The organism is Mycobacterium sp. P2_H7, assembly GCF_056403275.1.
Genome location: NZ_JBFUFU010000010.1, coordinates 20209 through 38293 on the forward strand (window position 1 = coordinate 20209; position 18085 = coordinate 38293).

At 65.7% G+C, this 18085-nt stretch carries 18 protein-coding genes; 14 read left to right on the forward strand and 4 right to left on the reverse strand.

Annotated elements, in window-relative coordinates; all coding sequences use genetic code 11:
• The first annotated feature begins 1 nt into the window (after position 1).
• Entirely contained in the window at positions 2–907 is a 906-nt protein-coding gene (locus tag AC1DY7_RS15330) for an SDR family oxidoreductase (RefSeq protein ID WP_477494561.1), read from the forward strand.
• On the opposite strand, the gene AC1DY7_RS15335 is transcribed toward AC1DY7_RS15330, so the two are convergent.
• Positions 904–2160: a histidine phosphatase family protein gene (locus AC1DY7_RS15335; protein ID WP_477494562.1), complete on the reverse strand. Its 1257-nt coding sequence runs from the start codon at positions 2158–2160 to the stop codon at positions 904–906. The two genes, AC1DY7_RS15330 and AC1DY7_RS15335, sit on opposite strands and share 4 nt — an antisense overlap.
• A gap of 270 nt (positions 2161–2430) precedes the next feature.
• On the opposite strand from AC1DY7_RS15335, the gene AC1DY7_RS15340 reads away from it, so the two are divergent.
• Positions 2431–2694, forward strand: a complete 264-nt coding sequence (locus tag AC1DY7_RS15340; RefSeq protein ID WP_477494563.1) for a hypothetical protein — start codon at positions 2431–2433, stop codon at positions 2692–2694.
• Here AC1DY7_RS15340 and AC1DY7_RS15345 read toward each other — a convergent pair.
• The 3 genes from AC1DY7_RS15345 to AC1DY7_RS15355 are packed head-to-tail and all read right to left on the reverse strand — an operon-like array spanning position 2675 to position 4723.
• Positions 2675–3154 carry a nitroreductase family deazaflavin-dependent oxidoreductase gene (locus AC1DY7_RS15345; RefSeq protein ID WP_477494564.1) on the reverse strand — a complete coding sequence of 160 codons (480 nt, stop codon included), beginning with the start codon at positions 3152–3154 and terminating at the stop codon, positions 2675–2677. The genes AC1DY7_RS15340 and AC1DY7_RS15345 overlap by 20 nt on opposite strands.
• Positions 3155–3163: 9 nt before the next feature.
• The gene (locus AC1DY7_RS15350) at positions 3164–3550 is read right to left on the reverse strand and encodes a DUF8021 domain-containing protein (protein ID WP_477494565.1); all 387 of its coding nucleotides are present in this window, start codon (positions 3548–3550) and stop codon (positions 3164–3166) included.
• 9 nt (positions 3551–3559) lie between these two features.
• Positions 3560–4723, reverse strand: coding sequence for a steroid 3-ketoacyl-CoA thiolase (locus tag AC1DY7_RS15355; RefSeq protein WP_477494566.1), 1164 nt, complete (start codon positions 4721–4723; stop codon positions 3560–3562).
• Positions 4724–4846: 123 nt separating this feature from the next.
• On the opposite strand from AC1DY7_RS15355, the gene AC1DY7_RS15360 reads away from it, so the two are divergent.
• The 12 genes from AC1DY7_RS15360 to AC1DY7_RS15415 all read left to right on the forward strand — a co-directional run bounded on the left by AC1DY7_RS15360 (position 4847) and on the right by AC1DY7_RS15415 (position 18023).
• Entirely contained in the window at positions 4847–6079 is a 1233-nt protein-coding gene (locus tag AC1DY7_RS15360) for a cytochrome P450 (RefSeq protein WP_477494567.1), read from the forward strand.
• Between the two features lie 41 nt (positions 6080–6120).
• Positions 6121–7119 (forward strand): acyl-CoA dehydrogenase family protein, encoded by a 999-nt coding sequence (locus tag AC1DY7_RS15365; RefSeq protein ID WP_477494568.1) that lies wholly within the window; start codon positions 6121–6123, stop codon positions 7117–7119.
• Positions 7120–7153: 34 nt separating this feature from the next.
• On the forward strand, positions 7154–8317 hold the full coding sequence (gene fadE29, locus AC1DY7_RS15370) for an acyl-CoA dehydrogenase FadE29 (protein WP_477494569.1): 1164 nt from the start codon (positions 7154–7156) through the stop codon (positions 8315–8317).
• Positions 8314–9273: a bifunctional MaoC family dehydratase N-terminal/OB-fold nucleic acid binding domain-containing protein gene (locus AC1DY7_RS15375; protein WP_477494570.1), complete on the forward strand. Its 960-nt coding sequence runs from the start codon at positions 8314–8316 to the stop codon at positions 9271–9273. The genes fadE29 and AC1DY7_RS15375 overlap by 4 nt, the downstream gene beginning before the upstream one ends.
• Positions 9270–9680 (forward strand): MaoC family dehydratase, encoded by a 411-nt coding sequence (locus AC1DY7_RS15380; RefSeq protein WP_477494571.1) that lies wholly within the window; start codon positions 9270–9272, stop codon positions 9678–9680. The genes AC1DY7_RS15375 and AC1DY7_RS15380 overlap by 4 nt, the downstream gene beginning before the upstream one ends.
• A 2-nt stretch (positions 9681–9682) precedes the next feature.
• A complete protein-coding gene (locus AC1DY7_RS15385; RefSeq protein WP_477495043.1) occupies positions 9683–10837 on the forward strand; it encodes a lipid-transfer protein in 1155 nt (384 codons plus the stop codon).
• A gap of 97 nt (positions 10838–10934) precedes the next feature.
• Positions 10935–12038 carry a hypothetical protein gene (locus AC1DY7_RS15390; RefSeq protein ID WP_477494572.1) on the forward strand — a complete coding sequence of 368 codons (1104 nt, stop codon included), beginning with the start codon at positions 10935–10937 and terminating at the stop codon, positions 12036–12038.
• Positions 12039–12044: 6 nt separating this feature from the next.
• The gene (locus AC1DY7_RS15395; RefSeq protein WP_477494573.1) at positions 12045–12803 is read left to right on the forward strand and encodes a hypothetical protein; all 759 of its coding nucleotides are present in this window, start codon (positions 12045–12047) and stop codon (positions 12801–12803) included.
• Between the two features lie 452 nt (positions 12804–13255).
• Positions 13256–14077, forward strand: coding sequence for a response regulator transcription factor (locus AC1DY7_RS15400; RefSeq protein WP_477494574.1), 822 nt, complete (start codon positions 13256–13258; stop codon positions 14075–14077).
• Positions 14078–14246: 169 nt separating this feature from the next.
• Complete coding sequence (gene glmS, locus AC1DY7_RS15405) at positions 14247–16037, forward strand: glutamine--fructose-6-phosphate transaminase (isomerizing) (RefSeq protein WP_477494575.1); 1791 nt, start codon at positions 14247–14249, stop codon at positions 16035–16037.
• A 49-nt stretch (positions 16038–16086) separates the two neighbouring features.
• Positions 16087–16980, forward strand: coding sequence for a glycosyltransferase family 2 protein (locus tag AC1DY7_RS15410; RefSeq protein ID WP_477494576.1), 894 nt, complete (start codon positions 16087–16089; stop codon positions 16978–16980).
• A 59-nt stretch (positions 16981–17039) separates the two neighbouring features.
• Positions 17040–18023: an NAD-dependent epimerase/dehydratase family protein gene (locus AC1DY7_RS15415; protein ID WP_477494577.1), complete on the forward strand. Its 984-nt coding sequence runs from the start codon at positions 17040–17042 to the stop codon at positions 18021–18023.
• The last annotated feature ends 62 nt before the right edge of the window (positions 18024–18085 follow it).

Genomic DNA, 18085 nt, shown 5'->3' on the forward strand with positions numbered 1-18085 from the left:
AATGGGTTTGCTTGACGGCCGCGTGGTCATCGTGACGGGCGCCGGTGGCGGGATCGGCCGCGCACATGCGCTCGCCTTCGCCGCCGAAGGGGCGCGCGTGGTGGTCAACGACATCGGTGTCGGCCTGGACGGCTCGGCGGCCGGCGGCGGCAGCGCCGCGCAGGGTGTCGTCGACGAAATCATCGCTGCCGGAGGCGAAGCCGTGACCAGTGGCGCCAATGTCGCCGACTGGGCGCAGGCCGAGGGGCTCATCCAGACCGCGGTGGACTCCTTCGGTGGCCTCGACGTCCTGGTCAACAACGCGGGCATCGTCCGCGACCGGATGTTCGTCAACGCGACCGAAGACGAGTTCGACGCCGTGACCGCCGTCCACCTCAAGGGGCACTTCGCCACCATGAGGCATGCCGGGGCGTACTGGCGCGCGCAGTCCAAGGCGGGCAACACTGTTGACGCCCGCATCATCAACACCAGCTCGGGCGCGGGCCTGCAGGGCAGTGTCGGGCAGGCGACCTACAGCGCCTCCAAGGCCGGCATCGCAGCCCTGACCCTGGTGGCCGCCGCCGAGATGGGCCGCATCGGCGTGACCGTCAACGCCATCGCGCCATCCGCCCGTACCCGCATGACCGAGACCGTGTTCGCGGACATGATGGCAACGCAGGACTCGGATTTCGACGCCATGGCGCCGGAGAACGTCTCGCCGCTGGTGGTGTGGCTGGGCAGCGTCGAGTCCCGCGACGTGACGGGCCGGATCTTCGAGGTCGAGGGCGGCATCATCCGGGTCGCCGAGGGCTGGGCCCGTGGCGGGGAGACCGACAAGGGCGCCCGTTGGGATCCGGCCGAACTCGGCCCGGTGGTCAGCGACCTGCTGGCCAAGTCCCGCACCCCGTTGCCGGTGTTCGGCGCCTAAGCGGCCGCCTTCTCCGAGGATTCCGTTGCGGTCTTCGGTTCGGGCTTCGGTTCGGGCTTGGCCTTGTGGCCCTTGCGCTTTCCGGGCTTGTCGGTAACGGGCTTCTCCGCGGCGTCGCTCGCGTCGTCGGAGGACGCGGCCGGAGATGTCTTGACGGCTTCCGGCTCGTCCTTCTTCGACGCCGCGGTGCTCTGAGGGGTCGCTTTGGCGGTGGTCGCCGAATGCTTACGGGCCTTCTTGGCGGCCGGGGTTGCGGGTTCGGCCGCGGATTCCGCAACGGCTGCTGACGTCGCCGCAGCCGAGGTCGCGGTCGCCGCGGACACAGATGCCAATGCCGCCGGTGGTGCGGCACCCTTGAAGACGGTGCCGGTCCGGATCGAGGTGACCACGCTCTTGATCACCTTGACCGGGAAGCTCGCCACCGCCTTGATCGTGTCGGCCACTCCCTTGCCCAGGGCGGCGGCGATCTTCGCGACATTGCGGGTGCCCAGGGCCTGAACCACATCGTGGATGGCCATCTGCGGTGCGGTGACCATGTCGCGGACATTGACGAACAGCTTCGTGGGCAACGCGGGGTTCTGCGTCACCTTGACGCCGGCCCAGTCGACCAACGTCCAGCCTTCCTTCGGGCTGCCCGTGACCGTGACGATGTCGGTGTTGTCCAGGATGTGCGTGAGCATCAGGGTCAGATCGGGATTCTTGACGTTCATCAGCGTCCACGCCATGATCGCCAGGCCGTGCGAGAAGGCCACCGGGTTCTCGCCTCCGGTGTCGGCGATGGTCTGGACGGCCTTGTTGAACCGGCTCTCGAAATCCGCCCCGGTGAGGTCCGCCGACCCGGGCATCGGCACGGCGTAATTGCCCGTCACCCAAGCGAACGCGGTCAGTGCGTACAGGATGCGTTGCACGCCCGAAGTCTGCGACGCGCCTTCGTAGGCGCCTGCCTGAATCTCGTGCAGACCGTTCAACTGCGTTTCGGTGAGCCCGCTCAGTTTCTGGAACGGTGCCGCGGTGTCGAACGTCCGGATCATGTCGGAGTAGAAGATGCCGGTGTGGTCGACACCGTCGTTCATCAACTTGTCCGCCACGGTATCGGCCTGGTCCTGGCCGGTGGGTGTGAGCCCAGGGCCGGGAATCTCGGTGTTGATGCAGCACGAGGTGTTGCCGTAGGACTCGCCGTGCCGGACGAAGGTGATGGTCATCGCGTTGGCAGGCAGAACCGCCGTCACCAGGAGTATTGCCGCGGTGAACATGGCCAGGACTGTGCCGAGAAGCCTACGAGGCCAACCGTTTTGCATCAGAATCTCCATCGGTGCGGGAGTCGGGTCCACAAAATGTACAAGTTTCACAATCTGTCTAGAGGCGTTTCTGTCACCTGCGTCAAGAAATTACGGCAGCGGGGCGGCGGCGACACCGCGTCGCCGGATAACAGTCGGTGACGCCGCCGCTACAACTAGGCTGACCCCATCGACGCCTACAACGGACAACTGAGCCCCGCCAGGATCTGGTGGGGCATGGTTCCGGTGACCATCGTGGTTACGGGACTGGTGGTGCTGGCAATCGCCGGCGAACGATCCTGGGCCCTGCCGCTCACCGGCCTCGTACTGCTGCTGGCGCTCACCCTGTTACTCGGAATCAGCGATGGCAGAGGCGGATTCCCGGTGGCACGTGGTGAACGGGCCGCGTTCGCGGTGCTGGCCGTCCTGTCTGCGGGGACGGTGCTGGTGCCGTATCTGCCCGCCTACTTCGGGGCCAGGCAGTTGGCGCCTACGCGGGATCGCAGATGACGATCGGGATCTTGCGCTCGGTATAGGAGCGGTAGTTCACGAAGTCCGCGTACATCGCGTCGAGCTTGGGCCAGTACTCGTCACGCTCGGTGTCGGTGGCTTCACGTGCGGTGAGCGCCAGGGTTTCCTGCTTGGTCTGGAACGAGACCGCCGGGTTTGCCCGCAGATTCAGGTACCACATCGGATTGGTGTCGCGTCCGCCCTGCGACGCGACCAGGACGATGCGCTTGCCCTCTTGGAGGAACAGCAACGGGCTGTCCCTCGGCTCGCCGGATTTGCGACCGGTCGTGGTGAGGATCCCGACCTCGGCACCGTGCAGGAACTTGTCACCCAGGCGGCCGTTGGTCTTCTTGAACAGCCAGGTCTGAGCGCGCGACATCCACTTGATCGCGGTGCCGACACCCTTCGAGTTCAGCGACTGGACCTGCTTGGGACTGAGCGGACGCGACTGCTTGGCCATGCGGGGACCCTATCGGCTGATGAACGGTGTCAGGGAAGCGCGGATGTGGTGGATCTTCGGCGAACCGCTGGGGTCGGCGACCGGGATGAGGAAGGTCTCGTCCACATGCGAGCACACCCGGCGCCCGAACAGTCGAGGTTTGGTCAACACGTCGAACCTCGCCCGGATGTGGTCACCGTCGACGCTGAATTCCGGCGGGGTGGTCGCTTCGATGATCTTGAACTGGGGGCCGTTGTTCAGGCTGCGCCGCAAGTGATCTCCGGAACGGCCGGTCTTCAGACCCATCTCGATGCGCACGCAGTCCGGCGTGAACGGCACATCGTCGGCCCGGTGGGTGACCAGAGCATCGATGTAGGCCTGCGCCGCTGCGATGCGGTCCGCTTCTGCAAAGGACACCGGCCGGGCTCAGATTCTTTCGATGATGGTGCCGGTGGACAGGGCGCCACCCGCGCACATGGTGATCAGCGCGGTGCTCTTGTCGGTGCGCTCCAGTTCGTGCAGCGCCGTCGTGATGAGGCGGGCACCCGTCGAGCCGACCGGATGGCCCAGCGCGATCGCGCCGCCGTTGACGTTGACCTTGTCCATATCGGCCTCGTGCGCCCGCGCCCACGACAGGACCACGGAGGCGAACGCCTCATTGATCTCGACCAGGTCGATGTCGCCGAGTTTCATCCCGGCCTTCTCCAGCACCTTCGCGGTGGACTGCACGGGTCCGTCGAGGTGGTAGTAGGTCTCGGAGCCCACATTGGCCTGCGCGACGATCCGGGCCCGCGGCTTCAGCCCATGGGCCTTGGCCACGTCGCTGTCCATCCACAGCACCGCGGCCGCACCGTCGGAGATCTGCGATGAGGTGCCGGCGGTGTGAATGCCGCCCTCCAGCACCGGGTTCAGGGCGGCCAGCGCCTCGGGGGTGGTGTCCCGCAGGCCCTGGTCCCGGGTGACCAGCGCCCACTCGTCGGTCGGGCGCTTGTTCTCGTCGAGCACCGGCGCGGAGATGGCGGAGATCTCGCGGTCGAAGCGGCCTTCAGCCCAAGCCTGCTTGGCCTTCGCCTGTGACGCCAGCCCGAAGGCATCGATATCGGCGCGGGTGATGCCGCGGCGCTTGGCGATCCGCTCGGCGGCCTCGAACTGGTTGGGCATGTCGATGTCCCACGACGAGGCACGGATGATGCTGCGATCGGGGCCGGCGTTCGCACCCAGGCCCACCCGGCTCATCGCCTCGATGCCGCAGGCGATCCCGATGTCGATGGCGCCGGTGGCGATCAATCCGGCGATCAGATGGTTGGCCTGCTGGGCGCTGCCGCACTGGCAGTCGATGGTCGTCGCGCCGACGTGCTCGGGCAGTCCGGCGGTCAGCCACCCCACGCGGGTGATGTTGTTGGACTGCTCGCCGTACTGGGTTACGCAGCCGCCGATGAGTTGCTCGACATCGCCGGCGTCGATACCGGCCTTCTCGACCACGGCCTTCTGGACGGCGCCGAGAAGCTCGGTGGCGTGCAGGCCCGACAACCAGCCATTGCGCTTGCCGATGGGGCTGCGGGTGGCTTCGACGATGACAGGATTACCCATGCCGTCAGGCTAGAACACGTTTCATTACTCTGACAAGCGGCGATGCCCCCGTGCCTTTCATCAGCGATGGAGGCATGTTTTACTGGCACTAGAACACGTTGCATTCTTAGGAGCGCAAAGCTTATGCCATCCCTCATCCCAGCTGACTTCGATCTCCTCGACGCGACGCTCAACCTCGAGCGCCTGCCCGTCGAGGAACTGGCTGAACTTCGAAAAACCGAACCCGTGCACTGGGTCGACGTGCCCGGCGGCACCGGTGGCTTCGGTGACAAAGGCTACTGGCTGGTCACCAAGCACGCGGACGTCAAAGAAGTGTCCAAGCGCAACGACATCTACGGCAGCTCACCCGACGGCGCCATCCCGGTGTGGCCCCAGGAGATGACCCGCGACGCGGTCGACCTGCAGAAGGCCGTGTTGCTGAACATGGACGCCCCGCAGCACACCCGGTTGCGCAAGATCGTCTCCCGCGGTTTCACCCCGCGGGCCATCGGCCGGCTGGAGGCCGAACTGGCCGAGCGGGCCCAGAAGATCGCCGAGACCGCCGCAGCCGAGGGTTCCGGCGACTTCGTCGAGCAGGTATCGTGCGAGCTGCCACTGCAGGCCATCGCCGGGCTGCTCGGTGTCCCGCAGGAAGACCGCGACAAGCTGTTCCGCTGGTCCAATGAGATGACCGCCGGTGAGGATCCCGAGTACGCCGACGTCGATCCTGCGATGTCGTCCTTCGAGCTGATCACCTACGCCATGAAGATGGCCGAGGAACGGTCCAAGAATCCGACCGAGGACATCGTCACCAAATTGATCGAAGCCGATATCGAGGGCGAGAAGCTCTCCGATGACGAGTTCGGTTTCTTCGTGGTGATGCTCGCGGTGGCCGGCAACGAGACCACCCGTAACTCGATCACGCACGGCATGATCGCCTTCTCCGACAATCCGGAGCAGTGGGAGCTGTACAAGAAGGAGCGCCCGGGGACCGCCGCCGACGAGATCGTGCGCTGGGCCACACCGGTTTCGGCCTTCCAGCGCACCGCGCTGGAGGACACCGAACTGGGTGGGGTGACGATCAAGAAGGGCGAGCGCGTGGTGATGTCCTACCGCTCGGCCAACTTCGACGACGAGGTCTTCGAGAACCCGGACAATTTCGACATCATGCGGGACCCGAACCCGCATGTCGGTTTCGGCGGCACCGGCGCGCACTACTGCATCGGCGCCAACCTGGCCCGGATGACCATCAACCTGATCTTCAACGCGGTGGCCGACCACATGCCCGATCTGAAGTCCGTCGGCGAGCCCGAGCGGCTGAAATCCGGCTGGCTCAACGGCATCAAGCACTGGCAGGTCGACTACACCGGTAAGTGACCGGTCAGGCACTGACCGGACAAGGCTCAAGGAGGAGTCGGGTGGATTTCAGTCCAAACCCGGAGCAGCAGGCTGTCGCCGACGTGGTGACCTCGGTGCTGGATCGGGACAATAGTTGGGACGCACTGGTTTCCGGTGGCGTGACCGCACTCGCGGTACCGGATCGGCTCGGCGGTGACAGTCTCGGCCTGCTCGAGGTCGCCACCGCGCTGACCGAGATCGGACGGCACGGCACCATCAGTCCGGCCCTGGCAACCCTCGGTCTCGGGTTGGTTCCGCTGCTGGATCTCGCCTCGGCCGAGCAGCAGGACCGCTATCTGGCGGGCGTGGCCACGGGCTCGGTGCTGTCGGCTGCGCTCAACGAGCAGGGTGTGTCCCTGCCCGAGCGGCCCACCACCACCTACGCGGGCGGAAAGATCAACGGCACCAAAATCGGTGTGCCCTACGCCGAATCGGCGCAGTGGCTGCTCGTCACCACAGACACTGCGGTGGTGGTCATCGCACCGACGGCGGCCGGGGTGACCCTCGCCAAGACGCCGACCGCCAACGCCTCCGACGAGTACGTGGTGACCTTCGCCGACGCCGAGGTAGACGGGGTGCTGGACGGGGCCACCGTCGGCCGGGTCAACCAGTTGGTGCTCGCCGCCACGGGTGCGTTCGCGGCGGGTCTGGTGGCCGGCGCGTTGCGCCTGACTGCTGACTACGTGGCCACCCGTGAACAATTCGGCCGGCCCCTATCGACCTTCCAGACGGTCGCCGCGCAGCTCTCCGAGATCTACATCGCCTCGCGGACCATCGATCTGGTCTCCACCTCGGTGGTGTGGCGGCTCTCCGAGGATCTGGATGCCACCGACGATCTGGCCATCCTGGGCTACTGGTTGACGTCGCAGGCCCCGCCGGCGATGCGGTTGAGCCATCACCTGCACGGCGGCATGGGTATGGACATCACCTATCCGATGGATCGCTATTTCTCCTCGATCAAGGACCTCACCCGGTTGCTCGGTGGTCCCACGTATCGGCTGGATCTGGTAGGAGCGTGACATGGGCGAGCGAAGCGACGGGATGTAAAACAGTATGTACATCGACCTGAACCCGGAACAGCGCAAGCTGCAAGCCGAACTGCGGGAATACTTTTCGACTCTCGTCACGCCCGAAGAAGCCGCGGCCATGGAGTCCGATCGGCACAACGAGGCCTACCGCGCGGTGATCAAGCGGATGGGCACCGACGGCAAACTCGGCGTCGGCTGGCCCAAGGAGTACGGCGGCCTGGGCTTCGGCCCGATCGAGCAGCAGATCTTCATCAACGAGGCCAACCGCGCCGACATCCCGTTGCCCATGGTCACCTTGCAGACCGTCGGACCCACCCTGCAGGTCCTGGGCACCGAGGCGCAGAAGAAGAAGTTCCTGCCCGGAATCCTCACCGGTGACGTGCATTTCGCGATCGGCTACTCCGAACCCGATGCCGGCACGGATCTGGCCTCGTTGCGCACCAGCGCGGTGCGCCACGGCGATGAGTACATCGTGAACGGCCAGAAGATGTGGACGACGGGCGCGCACGACGCCGACTACATCTGGCTGGCCTGCCGCACCGATCCGGAAGCCGCCAAGCACAAGGGTATTTCGATCCTCATCGTCGACACCAAGGATCCCGGCTACTCCTGGACCCCGATCATCCTGTCCGACGGTGCGCACCACACCAACGCGTCCTACTACAACGACGTCCGGGTGCCCGCCGACATGTTGGTCGGCGAGGAACACGGTGGCTGGAAGCTGATCACCACCCAGCTCAACCACGAGCGGGTCGGCCTCGGGCCGGCCGGTCGGGTCGCGGGCGTCTATGAACACGTCCGGGCCTGGGCAGAGAAGCCGGGCGCCGACGGGGTGGCCCCGATCGAACACGATGACGCGAGGCATCTGCTCGGCCAGATCAAGGCCATCTGGCGGCTCAACGAGCTGCTCAACTGGCAGGTCGCGGCGTCGGGCGAAACCATTGCCGTCGCCGATGCCGCGGCCACGAAAGTCTTTTCCACCGAACGCATCCAAGAGGTCGGCAGGCTGGCCGAGGAGGTGGTCGGCAGGTTCGGCAACCCGGCCGATCCGGATACCGCGCACCTGCTGGACTGGCTGGACAAGATGACCAAGCGCAATCTGGTCATCACGTTCGGCGGCGGTGTCAACGAGGTGATGCGCGAGATGATCGCGGCGTCGGGTCTCAAGGTGCCCCGGGTTCCGCGGTGAGCGATCTGCAAAGCGGAATCGACGCGATCATTGCGTCGGGACGCGGGGAGCCGACGGTGAGCCGGGACCCGGTGAACCAGCCGATGATCCATCACTGGACCGACGCAATCGGCGACGCCAACCCGATCTACGTCGACGACGCCGCGGCCATCGCGGCGGGGCACGACGGCATCGTCGCGCCGCCGGCGATGATCCAGGTGTGGACCATGATGGGGCTGGGTCGCGCGCGTTCGGACGACGATCCGTTGGCTCGTGCGATGAAGTTGTTCGACGACGCCGGGTATGTCGGGGTGGTCGCCACGAACTGTGACCAGACCTACCACCGTTATCTGAAGCCGGGCGAGCAGGTCGCCATGAGCGCCGAGATCGTCAGCATCATCGGCCCCAAGCAGACCGCGCTGGGCGAGGGCTACTTCATCAACCAGAAGATCCGCTGGCATGTCGGCGACGAGGAAGTCGCCGACATGGACTGGCGCATCATGAAGTTCCTGCCGGCCGCCAAGCAGGCGGTCGCGGAAACTGAGCTGGTGCCAGAGGATCTGGACCCGGACAAGTTGATGCGGCCGTCGTCGTCGCGGGACACCAAGTTCTTCTGGGACGGGATCAACGCCCACGAGTTGCGCCTTCAGCGCCGCCCGGACGGCACCCTGCAGCACCCGCCGGTGCCCGCGGTGTGGGCCGACAAGGACGCGCCCGTCGACTACGTCGTCGCATCCGGCGAGGGCACCGTCTTCAGCTATGTCGTGCACCACGCACCGAAGGTGCCCGGCCGGAGCCTGCCGTTCGTCATCGCCCTGGTCGAACTCGACGAGGGGGTACGCATGCTAGGCGAGCTGCGCGGAATCGATGCTGAGCAGGTGAAGATCGGATTGCCGGTTCGCGCAACGTATCTCGACTTCCCGGACAGTGAAGTCAGCCCCGCCTGGTCGCTGTACGCATGGGAGCCGCAAGCATGAGTCTCACCGTCAGCGATGTCCACGTCGGCACCAAGCTGCCCGAACTGCAGATCTACGGCGACCCGACGTTCATCGTGTCGACGGCCATCGCGACCCGCGATTACCAGGATGTGCACCACGACCGGGACAAGGCGCAGGCCAAGGGCTCCAAGGACATCTTCGTCAACATCCTCACCGACACCGGACTGGTCGGTCGGTACGTGACCGACTGGGCAGGCCCGAGTGCGATCGTCAAGTCGATCAAACTGCGCCTCGGCGTGCCGTGGTACGCCTACGACACCATCACCTTCCGGGGTGAGGTGACGGCGGTCGACGGCGAGCTGGTGACGCTGAAAGTGGTGGGTAGCAACAGTCTTGGCGACCACGTGATCGCCACGTCCACCTTGACCATCGGAGGCGCGCAGTGAGCCTGTCGGGTAGAGCGGCGATCGCCGGTATCGGTGCCACCGACTTCTCCAAGAACTCCGGCCGCAGCGAGCTGCGACTGGCCGCCGAAGCGGTGCTCGACGCACTCGACGACGCGGGGCTCTCACCGTCCGATGTCGATGGCCTGGTCACCTTCACCATGGATTCCAATCTGGAGACCGCGGTCGCGCGGTCCACCGGAATCGGTGACCTGAAGTTCTTCAGCCAGATCGGCTACGGCGGCGGTGCCGCCGCCGCAACGGTCCAGCAGGCCGCTTTGGCGGTCGCAACCGGTGTCGCGGAAGTCGTTGTGGCGTATCGGGCTTTCAACGAGCGGTCGGAATTCCGTTTCGGTCAGGTGATGACTGGCCTGACGATCAATGCCGATTCCCGCGGTGTGGAATACAGCTGGTCCTACCCGCACGGACTGAGCACGCCGGCCGCCTCGGTGGCGATGATCGCCCAGCGTTACATGCACGAATACGGTGCCACCAGTGCCGATTTCGGTGCGGTGTCGGTTGCTGATCGCAAGCACGCCGCCACCAACCCGAAGGCTTTCTTCTACGGCAAGCCGATCACCATCGAGGATCACCAGAACTCACGGTGGATTGCCGAGCCGCTGCGGCTGCTGGACTGCTGCCAGGAGAGCGACGGGGGTGTGGCCATCGTCGTCACCACCCCGGAGCGGGCCAAGGACCTCAAACACCGGCCGGCGATCATCGAGGCCGCGGCCCAGGGTGCGGGCGCCGACCAGTTCACCATGTACTCGTACTACCGGGATGAGCTCGGGCTGCCCGAGATGGGCCTGGTCGGCCGTCAGTTGTGGGAACAGAGCGGTTTGTCGCCCGCGGACATCCAGACAGCGATCCTGTACGACCACTTCACCCCGTACACCCTGATCCAGTTGGAAGAGCTCGGCTTCTGCGGCAAGGGTGAGGCCAAGGACTTCATCGCCGGCGGCGCCATCGAGATCGGTGGGCGGCTGCCCATCAACACCCACGGCGGTCAGCTGGGTGAGGCCTACATCCACGGGATGAACGGCATCGCCGAGGGCGTGCGTCAGCTGCGGGGCACCTCGGTGAACCAGGTCGAGGGCGTCGAGCACGTGCTGGTGACTGCCGGCACCGGTGTCCCGACGTCGGGTCTCATCCTGGGCTGACGGCCTGACCCCCGTCGGCAGAGAAGTGTGTCGGGGGACGTCGCGGGCACGGTAGCCTCGATAGTGCTGTTCATTTGTGCTCGAGGGGGGCCTTGGCATGGGCATACAGCCCGATATCAGTCCGTTCGGTTCACAGACGGTGACCGGACCGGGCTGGCCGAACGTCGATGAGGATGCGCTCGGTGCTGCCGCCGCGCAGTATGAGGCGCTGGCCGCAAAGATCTCCGGGACCGTGGTGCCGCAGCAACAAGGTCAGCTGATGAAGCTGGCCGACGTGTGGCAGGGCGGTTCGGCGATCGCCGCGGCAGGCGAGGCGACCACGATCATCGGCGGCCATGAATCCAACGGCGCCCAGGCCGCCGCCATCGGCGCGAAGTTACGCAGCATGCAGGCCGCCGTCGTGGCCACCAAGACGCTGGTGAACACCATGGCCGAAGAGACGAACGCCGAGTGCATGGCCCTGCAGTCCATGCCGTACAGCAACGCCCAGGAGCTGGTGCAGGCGCGGATCAAGCTCGGGTTGTCGCAGAACACGGCGACGGTGACCGGCAATGCCACCGAACTCGCCAACACTGTCGGGGCTCCGCCGCAGGTTCCTGCCTCAGGTCCGCCGGAGGTGGGGGCGCAGCAGCTGGCGGGCCAGGATCCGCAGCAGGCGATGCAGATGCTCAGCCAGATGGGATCCATGCTCACCCAGTTGCCGCAACAGCTCGGGCAGGCGCTCGGCCAGGCGCCCCAGCAGATGATGCAGCCGCTGCAACAGTTGACGCAGCCGCTGCAGCAGCTCACCTCGATGCTCGGCAAGGGTGGCTCGCCCTCGGGCGCCGGGATGGGGCCCTCACCGTTCTCGGCCTTCTCCAACCATCCGCTGGCCGGTGGTTCCGGAGCGGGCGGCGGGGCGGGCATGGTGCGGGCCGCGGGGTTGCCGGGAGGTGGCGGCGGTGGATCTGCGCAGACGCCGTTGATGGCCAGCCTTGTGGGCAAGACCCTGCCCGTCGCGGTGGCACCCGCCGAGGCCGCGGCCGGAGCGATGGTCGGTGGCGTGGCTCCCGTCGCGGCCGGTGGCGGCAGCGGTATGGGCGGTATGGGCGGCGGGATGATGGGCCAGCGGGGAGCAGCGGGTGGCGGCACGAAACAAGGTCTGGCACTGCCGCCTTCACTGGACTACGGGGAGGACGATGTCGATGACGACGAATGGTGAACGCCGATGAACAGCCCGCTGGAGAAGCCCGAAGGGCTCACCTGGGACGCCGCCTCGGTCGAGCTTCCCCCGATGCCGGTGATTCCGCCCGGTGCCGACGCGATGAGTATGACCATCGCTTCGGTGCTTCCGATGCTGGAAGCGTCCTTGACTGCCGACGTGACGGCGCTGTCGACCAAGGAGAACACGTTCTCCGGCAAGGTGGGCGCGGCGCAGTCGGCGTATCAGAACGCCGACGAGTCGGGAGGCCAATCGGTCGGTCAGATGGGCCAGATGCTGGGCCAGGTCGGACAGATGGCGCAGGCCCCGATGCAGGCGATGAGCAGTCTGGGGGGCCAGACCGGCAGCTTCGGCTCGATGATGCAGCAGGCCATGGGCAGCGCCGGCCAGGGCGGTGGCTCGGGCTCGGGGTCCGGCGGCGGCGCGGGCGGTCTGGGTCAGCTCGGTCAGCTCGGGCAGATGGGATCGCAGCTGGCCGGGCAGATTCCCACCGACCAAGGTCGCCCGGATGACCGTCAGCAGCAGCAGGACCAGCGGCAGTTCGAACAGGACCAGCGCGAGACGGAGCAGAATCAGCGCCAGAGCGAGCAGGACCAGCGTCAGCATCAGCAGGACGAACGGCAGTCGCAGCTGGACTCCCGCGCTGCGGCGCCGTCGCACGGCGCCGCACCCGCACCCGCACCCGGGGCCGCGGGTCCGGCCCCGGTGTCACCGCATGAGCACTCCAGGCCGTCCGGCGGCAGCGACGCGGCGCGGCGGGTTTGATCGAGCTGGGATGCTTCGTGCCCGCCCAGGCTGATCGTCAAAGGCGTTGTCCGTCAACGTCTTCAGATTCATCAAGCGGGGCATGCCGGTCGACATCTGACGTCAGCGCACCGAGGCGGACATTCGTTCGCGCGCAGGTGTGAGATTTTGGCAAAATTTGGTCACGTTCGTACAACTGTGCCAATTGCTGATGGCTTTGGTCGACTGCGTCGCCGACGTTTGCTTCGAGGCCGCGAAGCGTCTGATATCTCCTGTTGGGAGCTGATGTTTCGCGCAGGTGGCCGACAGTGACCGCCTGGGTGCGAGTCGCTGTCGTTCGTAGCTGGTCGGTAGTTGCAACGACTCGTAGCGTTCTGGCAAATTCTGCGAGGCGTAAATTGATCTCGCAAGACTCGTGACATAGTGCCGCCGCTCGCTCACACTGGGGTGGGTGTGCACGGGGAGGTGTGGTCATGGCTGAGTGCATCGCCAATCGTGTGCAGTCTCAAGCAAGTCCTCATGACAGCCGCCGTGACGCATCGTCCGGATCGAATGACGTTGCTCACCAATGGAAGTCGGACGGTCGGGTCGATTTGACGCTGCTTCCGAGCCGGGCGGCCGACCGGGATCGGCCACCTCGCGATATGAGCCTGTTGATCGTCGACGACTGTATTCTGCACTGCGAGACCCTGACTGCGACATTGGTGGCGAACGAATTGCCGGCACCCAGCGTGGCAAGGGACCTGCCGTCGCTGATCGCCGCGCTGAGCGACAGCTCGCCGGCTGCGGTCCTGATCGACTTCGATGCGCGCGACAGCGCCATGTTGCTGCGAGTGGCATCCGACATCTGCCCGACCACCAAGGTGGTTGTGCTGGGGATGTCGGAGGATGATGAGCAGGGCATCGTTGCGTGCGCCGAGGCGGGCGCCGCCGGTTACCACCTGCGATCCGAGTCGCTCGACGACCTGCTCACGCTGCTGTGCAGGATCGCTGACGGTGGCGCGCTGTGCTCGTCCCGGGTGTCAGCAATCTTGCTTCGGAGGCTGTCGGCGCTGGCCGCCGAGCGCAAGCCGATGGACCACGGACTAGCTCTCACCGGGCGGGAGGCGCAGATCCTTCGGATGCTGGAGATGGGCCTTTCCAATCGTGAGATCGCCGAGCACCTCTGTATCGCAGTGCATACCGTGAAGAGCCACGTGCACAGCCTGCTGGGCAAGCTCGGAGTCAATACCCGCGCCGAGGCGGTCACCCGGCTCCATTCATTCGCCATCAAGGAGCCCGACCAAAGGGACTAGACCGGGTCCGGTCCCAATTTGGCTCCGATGACCTATATACGGTCAGCTCCGAATTGCCCGATAGTTGGCTCGTGATTCAGGGTTCAGCTAAGCGCCGGCATTCGCCAAACATGTGGCCGCACAAGGCACACCACGCCGGTCCTGCCGGTACTCTGGGTCGGGGGCAGTGATGTGCGGGGTCATCGCATGCCGGACGGACGGCCCGGTGGTCGACTATCTTCTCGCCGCTCTGCATCGTCTGGAGTACCGCGGCTACGACTCGGCCGGAATTGCCGCAACGACCGTTGCCGGCGACATCGCGACAGTACGTGCAGTAGGCCGCGTCGGTGTCCTGGACCGGCGGCTACGCCAGTGGGCCGGCCCCGCCTTCGGATCGGTGGGTGTGGGCCACACCAGGTGGGCAACCCATGGCGCAGTGACCGAGGCGAATGCGCATCCTCATTCGGATTGCAGCGGCCAACTCAGCTTGGTGCACAACGGCATCATCACCAACGCAGAGCAGCTTCGGGACGTCCTGACGGCAGCCGGTCATGTCTTCGCCACCGCCGTGGACAGTGAGGTCCTGGTCCACCTGATCGAGGAGCACCGGCGGCACTGCGGGGACCTGTTCGAGGCCGTTCGGGCTGCGCTCGCGCATGTCCACGGATCCTGGGGACTGGCTGTTCTGGATCAGCGCCGCGGGACGATAGTGGTTGCCGCCCAAGACTCCCCGTTGGTCATCGCACGCACCGGGCACGGTGACTTTGCGACCAGCGATGTCACCGCGGTCGCCGACTGGGCCGACGAGTTCCGGGTTCTCGAGGACGGCGATGTCGTCGAACTCAACGGGTCGAACCGGTGGAGCCACCGCGGGTCCGCTGCGCGGACGCCGATTGTCGCCCGCTACACCGGGCATCCGAGCGACACGACGCTGAACGGCTACTCGGATTTCATGGCGAAGGAGATCGACGAGCAGCCGGAAGCGGTTGCCCGGCTGCTTGATCGGTTGGGTGACGGCATGGCCACGGCAGGTCTGTGGTCCGATCTCGGCTTGCCTCCATTCGGCTGTCTGGAGATCATCGGATGTGGCACATCCCTGAATGCCGGCCGGGTGATCGCGACGATGGCGCACCGGCTCGGCGGCGTGCCCGTGCATGTCAGCGTCGCCAGCGAAGCCGCCGCAGAGCTCCCCGCCGGCCCCGGCACGCTTCGCCTGGCGATCAGCCAGTCGGGCGAAACGGCAGACGTTCTACACGCGGTCAATTCGATCGGTGCAGAGAATGTGTCATTACTGGCCCTGACCAACAACCCGCATTCGACCCTGGTCCGCCGCGCCGATGCCGCGGTGATGTGCGCGGCCGGGACAGAGATCGGGGTCGCCGCTACAAAGACCTTCGTCTGCCAGATCGTCGCTGGTGCAGCGCTGATGATCTCGGCCCTGGTGGCCTCTGAGCGGATTTCGGCCGACGTTGCCACCGGACTTGCCGACCAACTCCGCCGGATGCCGGAACGGCTGGCACTGGCAGCCACGGTGGCCAAATGCCTGGTGCCACCGATCGCCGAACAACTCACCGCGGAGAGCGGTTTCATCTTCATCGCGCGTGGTACCGGGATTCCCTATGCCGCCGAAGGTGCACTCAAGCTCAAGGAGCTCACATATCGGTGGGCCGAGCATTGCGCCGCAGGCGAATTGAAGCACGGTCCGCTGGCCCTCGTGACCGACGGAACCCCGGTGGTCGTGGTCGCCAACTCGGAATGCGGCCTGGCCGCCAACGTGGCCGAGGTGCGGGCTCGGGGCGGGCGTGTGATCGACATCGGGCCGGCCGGGAGTGCGCTACCCGTCCTGGACGGTCCAGACTTGCCTTGGGGTCCCCTCGCGGCAACCGCTCCGCTTCAGATCTTCGCAAGGACCCTCGCGTTGGCCCTGGGTTGCGATGTGGACAAACCACGCAATCTCGCCAAATCCGTCACGGTCGAATGATTCTCGACCTGATTGCCCACCATCAGCCGCACAGATTTGGAGTCCGCACATGACCGATATCTCCTCCACCAACGGAAACTCAACCAATGGGGTGGCGACGCAATTGCCGAATGAGATCACCCGCGTTCATGCCAGGAGCCCGGCGCCTGCCGGATCTCGGACCAGACGAACCGCGGGGGCGTCGGCCGCCAAGACACCCACCGTCAGCTTGGTGATCCCGGCGCGCAACGAGGCCCGCAACATCGCCTGGGTACTAGAACAGGTTGCCGGCGAGGTGACCGAGATCATCCTGGTCGACGGCAACTCGACCGATGTCACACTGGTCACCGCACTGAGTTACCGCCCGGATATCAGGGTGGTACCCCAGGTAGGTGTGGGCAAGGGCAGTGCGCTGCGCACGGGCTTCCTGGCCGCGACGGGCGACATCATCGTGATGATGGATGCCGACGGAAGTATGGCGCCCCAGGAAATCCGGCACTATCTGCATTTCCTGGCCAATGGCTTCGACTTCGTGAAAGGTTCGCGATTCATCTGTGGGGGTGGGTCGCTGGACATCACGCGGCTGCGCCGGCTCGGCAACCGATTTCTGCTGGCAGTCTTCAATTCCCGGTACGAGGCCGATCTCACGGACCTGTGCTACGGGTTCTGCGCCTTCCACCGCCGCTACCTGGAGCACCTCGGCCTGTCGGCGACGGGCTTCGAGATCGAAGCCGAGATGGTGGTCCATGCGATGAAGGCCGGTCTGCGGATAGCGGAGGTGCCAAGTCTGGAAATGCCGCGCAGATCGGGGAAGTCGAATCTGCACGCGATCCGCGACGGGTTCAGAGTGCTTCGGACCGTCCTGGAGGACTCCCAGTTCGGTCCACTGCGGTTCGCGACGCGAATGATGCCGGGCGGCAACGCTCCTCGGCTGTCACGCTCTCCTGCCCTGGACCGGACATGAACGGGCCGAACACACCCCGCTGCGGGTTCAACGCAACGTCGAAGAGGAGTTGACTGGTAATGCGAGCTCTCGTCACCGGCGCCGCCGGTTTCATAGGATCGACCCTTGTCGACCGACTTCTCGGCGAAGGCCATCAAGTGGTCGGAGTCGACAATCTCAGCACGGGTGTCGTCGCCAACCTCACGCACGCTCGGCGCTGCAATACTGCCGGGACGCGGCGATTCAGCTTCATCGAGGCCGACATCCAGGCACCCGAGCTGACCGACATCGTCGCAGGCACACATCCGGACGTCATCTTTCACCTTGCTGCGCAGGTGGATCTCCGGGCATCGGTGTCCGACCCGCAGTTCGATGCGCGAAGTAATGTGCTCGGCACCATCAATCTCTGCGAGGCCGCCCGCCGGAACGGTGTCCCCAGAATTGTCTATGCGGCCTCGGGCGGTTCGCGGTACGGAACACCGCAGCGGCTGCCGGTGGACGAAAGTGCGCCCCTGGATCCGTTGTCACCCTATGCAGTGGCGAAATTGGCAGGGGAACTGTACCTGCGGGCATATGCCGGAATGTACGGGATCACGACGATCTGCCTGGCTCTGGCGAATGTCTATGGGCCGCGCCAGAATCCACACGGCGAGGCCGGCGTGATCGCGATCTTCGGAAACGCACTGATCAACGGCCGCCAGGTCACCGTGTACGGTGACGGCTCTGCCGCCCGCGACTACATCTATGTCGACGATGTGGTGGATGCGTTCGTCCGGGCCGGCACCGCCTGCCTGACGCCCGTGGGTACCTACAACATCGGAACCGGCAGGCAGACAACAGTTGCAGATGTGCATCGACGCATCGCTGCCGTGCTCGGCAGCGATGCGATGCCCGAGTATGCCGCCGCCCGCACCGGGGAGTTGCAGGCGATCGCACTGGACACCGCCAGGGCAGAACGGGAACTGGGGTGGAAGGCTGCCGTCGACGTCTCCACGGGAATCGAGCGCACGGTCGACTGGTTGCGCAGTGTCCTCACCCCGGTCCCTGCCGCAGCCGGCGCATAAGGGGTTGTCGTGCCGATCAAGAATCACACCAAAGCTGCAGAAAAGTTCCGCAGGACCACGCC

What these genes read in the sequence shown, in the direction of transcription:
- glmS (WP_477494575.1), top strand. Translation starts at nt 14,247, where the DNA reads ATGTGCGGGGTCATCGCATGCCGGACGGACGGCCCGGTGGTCGACTAT.
- AC1DY7_RS15400 (WP_477494574.1), top strand. Translation starts at nt 13,256, where the DNA reads ATGGCTGAGTGCATCGCCAATCGTGTGCAGTCTCAAGCAAGTCCTCAT.
- AC1DY7_RS15355 (WP_477494566.1), bottom strand. Translation starts at nt 4,723, where the DNA reads ATGGGTAATCCTGTCATCGTCGAAGCCACCCGCAGCCCCATCGGCAAG.
- AC1DY7_RS15345 (WP_477494564.1), bottom strand. Translation starts at nt 3,154, where the DNA reads ATGGCCAAGCAGTCGCGTCCGCTCAGTCCCAAGCAGGTCCAGTCGCTG.
- AC1DY7_RS15360 (WP_477494567.1), top strand. Translation starts at nt 4,847, where the DNA reads ATGCCATCCCTCATCCCAGCTGACTTCGATCTCCTCGACGCGACGCTC.
- AC1DY7_RS15395 (WP_477494573.1), top strand. Translation starts at nt 12,045, where the DNA reads ATGAACAGCCCGCTGGAGAAGCCCGAAGGGCTCACCTGGGACGCCGCC.
- AC1DY7_RS15390 (WP_477494572.1), top strand. Translation starts at nt 10,935, where the DNA reads ATGGGCATACAGCCCGATATCAGTCCGTTCGGTTCACAGACGGTGACC.
- AC1DY7_RS15380 (WP_477494571.1), top strand. Translation starts at nt 9,270, where the DNA reads ATGAGTCTCACCGTCAGCGATGTCCACGTCGGCACCAAGCTGCCCGAA.
- AC1DY7_RS15335 (WP_477494562.1), bottom strand. Translation starts at nt 2,160, where the DNA reads ATGTTCACCGCGGCAATACTCCTGGTGACGGCGGTTCTGCCTGCCAAC.
- AC1DY7_RS15330 (WP_477494561.1), top strand. Translation starts at nt 2, where the DNA reads ATGGGTTTGCTTGACGGCCGCGTGGTCATCGTGACGGGCGCCGGTGGC.
- AC1DY7_RS15415 (WP_477494577.1), top strand. Translation starts at nt 17,040, where the DNA reads ATGCGAGCTCTCGTCACCGGCGCCGCCGGTTTCATAGGATCGACCCTT.
- AC1DY7_RS15410 (WP_477494576.1), top strand. Translation starts at nt 16,087, where the DNA reads ATGACCGATATCTCCTCCACCAACGGAAACTCAACCAATGGGGTGGCG.
- fadE29 (WP_477494569.1), top strand. Translation starts at nt 7,154, where the DNA reads ATGTACATCGACCTGAACCCGGAACAGCGCAAGCTGCAAGCCGAACTG.